A 3,606-nucleotide genomic window follows, 5' to 3' on the forward strand; every position below is an offset into this window, starting at 1 on the left:
TTGCCGGTGGCCAGCTTACGGCAGGCGCCTTCCCAAAAGGACACGCCGCTCTTGAGGGCATGGATTTTACCCGGTTGCAGGACGCCCTTGATCTTACTGGCAAAATGTGTGTCCTCGCCGTAACGGCTATGCCAGGTGGGATAGGTATCGGGTACGGACAGCAGGATCTCCTTTTCAATACCTAGCAACTTTTTTATGCGTGTGAGTAGCATAGTAATCGTGTCGTTTTATATGTATTGTTTTTTGTTCGTAAGTTTTGGGTTTGGCCCCTTTCCGCGGTGGAGCAGTTAAATATCCCGCGGGGGATTCCCGCGGGACAAAATCATACACTAAAACTAGGCCGCCCTGGACTAAAAAATACAGCTTCTGTGGCTTAACCCGTAGAGAAGCCACTGAAGCCCCGGGATTGGCGGTTACGAGCCGCAAACCGGATATCTATAACTTATTGTATAAATGGAAGTTATAGATATGGAAGCGTCAATGGCTCGACCCGGTAAAGAGGGGTCGGGTGGAGCGACCCCACCTTGGGCGGCCAGCAGCGCGCCGCACTGGCTGGAGCGTGGCTTCGGTCAGCAACGCGCTGGACGAGTTACCACGGGGCGACAAACCAGTTACTACTGATAACCGTAGTTGTTTTCGCGTGTATTATTATAACGTTAGGGTTAGGTATGCTGGGTAAGCTAACCGCGCCGTTGTAAACACCGCCTGAAGCGCCTATCGGAGCGTATAGAGCACCTGATGAGGTGGTTATAATGCCGGATCCGTTGATTATAAAGTCTGTACCGCCAGAGCCCAACAGGCAGACGGCTATCGCGCTGGAGCCGGCGCTTATAGTCTGGTCTGTAACCCCAGACCCGGCGAGCGGCTGCCACGACGCGTCAGCCGCTGCGCCCTGCCCTGTCAGTACATGCCCTGCAGGGCCCCGGCTAATTTTAGAGGGCGTTACCTGGTTGGCGCCGATATCCGCGGTAGCTATCGATCCGTCCACGATCTTACTCGAATTCACGGAGTTATCGGCCAAGTCAGCCAGGGCTACTGTCCCATCCTGTATCTTTGCGCTAGTTACCTGACTATCGCCCAGCATCCAGGTTTGCACGCCCTGGGATGCTATACCAAGCGTATACCAGTCCGAAGCCGTTCCGGCTCCCGCGCGGACCAGCCCTCCGCCAGCCGTAGCATTGAGTACCTCGTTACCTACTACATTATCGTTGTTAGCCGGCAAGGCCTGCCAGTTAGGAGCGGTGGTGGCGCCGGTGGCGGTCAGTACCTGCCCGGCGTTTCCGCCTACCAGTTTGGCCTGGGTAATGGTTGTATTTGCGATATCCGTACCGGTGATGGTTCCGTCCAGTATATCAAGACTGGTAACTGTGTTATCCTCTATTTTTGCGCTGTTCACGGCATTATCTTCAATGTAGAAGCGCGTAACTCCCTGCTCGTTCAGGCTGATCGCGTTGGTAGCGGATACAGTGATAGGGGCAGTGCCCGTATAACCGGGAGCCAGTTCCCATTGCCCGGTTGTATTATTCCATTTCAGAAACTGACCGTCAGTGTTTGCGTCGATCAATTTTACCATCAGCGGGCTGGTTTTAGTTCCGGCCCCCTCTGTAGCCAGGCCATGGCCGGCTACAACACCTTTCAGCGGAGCGGATTCCCAGGTGGTGTTTCCAACCGGATCCGAGGTTAGCACTTTGCCATCGGCCGGACTTCCCGACTGGATACGCAGCCTGGGCTGTATCATGACATTGTTTTGGTTTTCGGCTCCCTGAAAGGTGAAGTCATTGCCTGCCTGTGTGAGCTGGGTATTCCATTGCAGATCGCCGCCCAGGGTGATCTGATCCGGCATATACACATCCTTCTGCAACCCGTTGATCGCGGTGATACCGCCGGTACCGCCACCACCGCCGCCGGCCGGAAGCCAGGTGTTGCCCGACCAGATATATTGCCCCGGCGTAAATAGCGAGTTGTTTGTTATATTATAAACGACAAGCCCTTTATGATCAGACTTGATACGCACGTCCGAGGCCTGTTCGGCAAGGGATATAAAAGGCTCCAGGCTGGTGGGGTCTACCAACTGTACCCGCGGCAGGAGAAGGCCTCCGCCACCGGTGCCGGTAGTGGCCCCGCCCGGAAGGGCGGCATTGTTGCTCTTCAGATCAAGCAGGGCCCCTTTGGCAGGTTCAATACCCGAACCGATGGTCACCTGGCTATAGCCGGCTGTGCTCAATAAAAGGACAACGGCGGTTATCACTATTTGTTTTATTAAGGTTGGTCTCATTGTTCTATTGGTTTATGGGTTGGTAATTTTTTATCCTGTTTCCGGGAGTTTTCATATTCTTCCGGTGTTTTCCAAACGGTACCGCCCCAGATATATTCACGGGCTGTCAGTCCGTTTGCCACGGTAGTATTGTTCACTCTGGTACCCTTGTAAGAAGTACGCACATCGGCTGTGATATCTTCATCGGCTGTGACGAGCGGTTGCAGGCTGTTGAGCGCCAACAGGGCTACTGTGGTGACCGCCGTTTTGCTTTTTGGCGGCGCCTGATCTGAGCCGGTGGTCACCTGGCCATACCCGGCGCTGCACAATAGCAACGCGCAGGCTATTATCACTGACATCTTAAATTCGTTTCGTTTCATTTGTCCTATTTGTTGTTTAATGTTAATATAAAAAAAGCCTTAATAAAAAAAAGGGGTTGACGAATTCTGTAAGCCGCCAACCCCCGGGAAAGTTCAGGTGCTGGCCCAGACCCGTGAGTCGTATGGAGTAAAAAATAACCATCCTGAACTTCCGGCCTCCCACAAACAATGCGTGCAATCATAATCTAAAAAAAAATGCGTAGTCTTGTACAGTTCATGCCGATTGGTTGGAAGCCTGGTATATTGTTGTATTTGTATTCTATTTTTTATATGTTGAATTTTTATATATCGAATATTCGTAAAAGATGTTAGAATATAGAAATAGGGCCGCCCGGCTTCTCGAAAGCGTCTGGCAACCCTATTCAAGACAGAAAACTGATCTATCCTCACAAACCTAATACTTCTTACAAAAGACACTATTGTTTTCTGCCGGCCTGCAAATTTTGTATTTAATTCCAATCCGTCTTTTACTAACATTTCATCGCCCTGTTTGTATGTTTTGAAACTTTATATGATTTACTGTTGTTGAAAGTAAAAGCAGCCGGCGACAACGATAAAGCCGAAGATAATAGACAATAAGACAAGGCCCTAAAGCGTCTTTCGCAAGCGGCCGTAAGGCGATCGAAGACAAATATTGTAGGACAGGCCGAATCGCGGTCACCAACTGCATCACCTCTCCAACCGGGTAGGTTGGAACAGATCGTTCTATTTTTAAGGAAATCACATATAAAGTATTGTATATATTTATTTTTTATACACCCGGCAGCTTCCCCGCGGCACGTCAATGTCCGTCCTGCCGTCCACTCCCCTCCGGCCCGGCGGTGAATCCGGCTCCGGCCATCCCCGCAGAAGGGAGATAAAGGAGATGACGGCAAGGCGGCCATCAGGAATAATAATGTGCGTCTTGTAGTTAATGTCCAAGTTTGGAAAGCTTGGGTAGTATTGTTCACGTATGTGCGCAGGGATAAACCG

4 protein-coding genes are annotated in these 3,606 nt (G+C 51.1%); all 4 read right to left on the reverse strand.

From position 1 onward, the window contains the following. The coding region (locus tag IR083_RS24485) for a hypothetical protein (RefSeq protein WP_206759862.1) at nt 1–212 on the reverse strand (212 nt) is incomplete at its 3' end. 377 nt (nt 213–589) lie between these two features. Further along, nucleotides 590–2,275, reverse strand: coding sequence for a hypothetical protein (locus tag IR083_RS12455; protein ID WP_194224554.1), 1,686 nt, complete (start codon nt 2,273–2,275; stop codon nt 590–592). Next, nucleotides 2,272–2,634, reverse strand: a complete 363-nt coding sequence (locus tag IR083_RS12460) for a hypothetical protein (RefSeq protein ID WP_194224555.1) — start codon at nt 2,632–2,634, stop codon at nt 2,272–2,274. Before IR083_RS12460 ends, IR083_RS12455 begins: the two co-directional genes overlap by 4 nt. 470 nt (nt 2,635–3,104) lie before the next feature. Further along, nucleotides 3,105–3,606, reverse strand: a 502-nt coding sequence (locus IR083_RS12465; protein WP_194224556.1) for a hypothetical protein, incomplete at its 5' end; no start/stop codon positions are given.

Origin of the sequence: Dysgonomonas sp. GY75 (assembly GCF_015234155.1) — a bacterium.
Taxonomy (GTDB): domain Bacteria; phylum Bacteroidota; class Bacteroidia; order Bacteroidales; family Dysgonomonadaceae; genus Dysgonomonas; species Dysgonomonas gadei.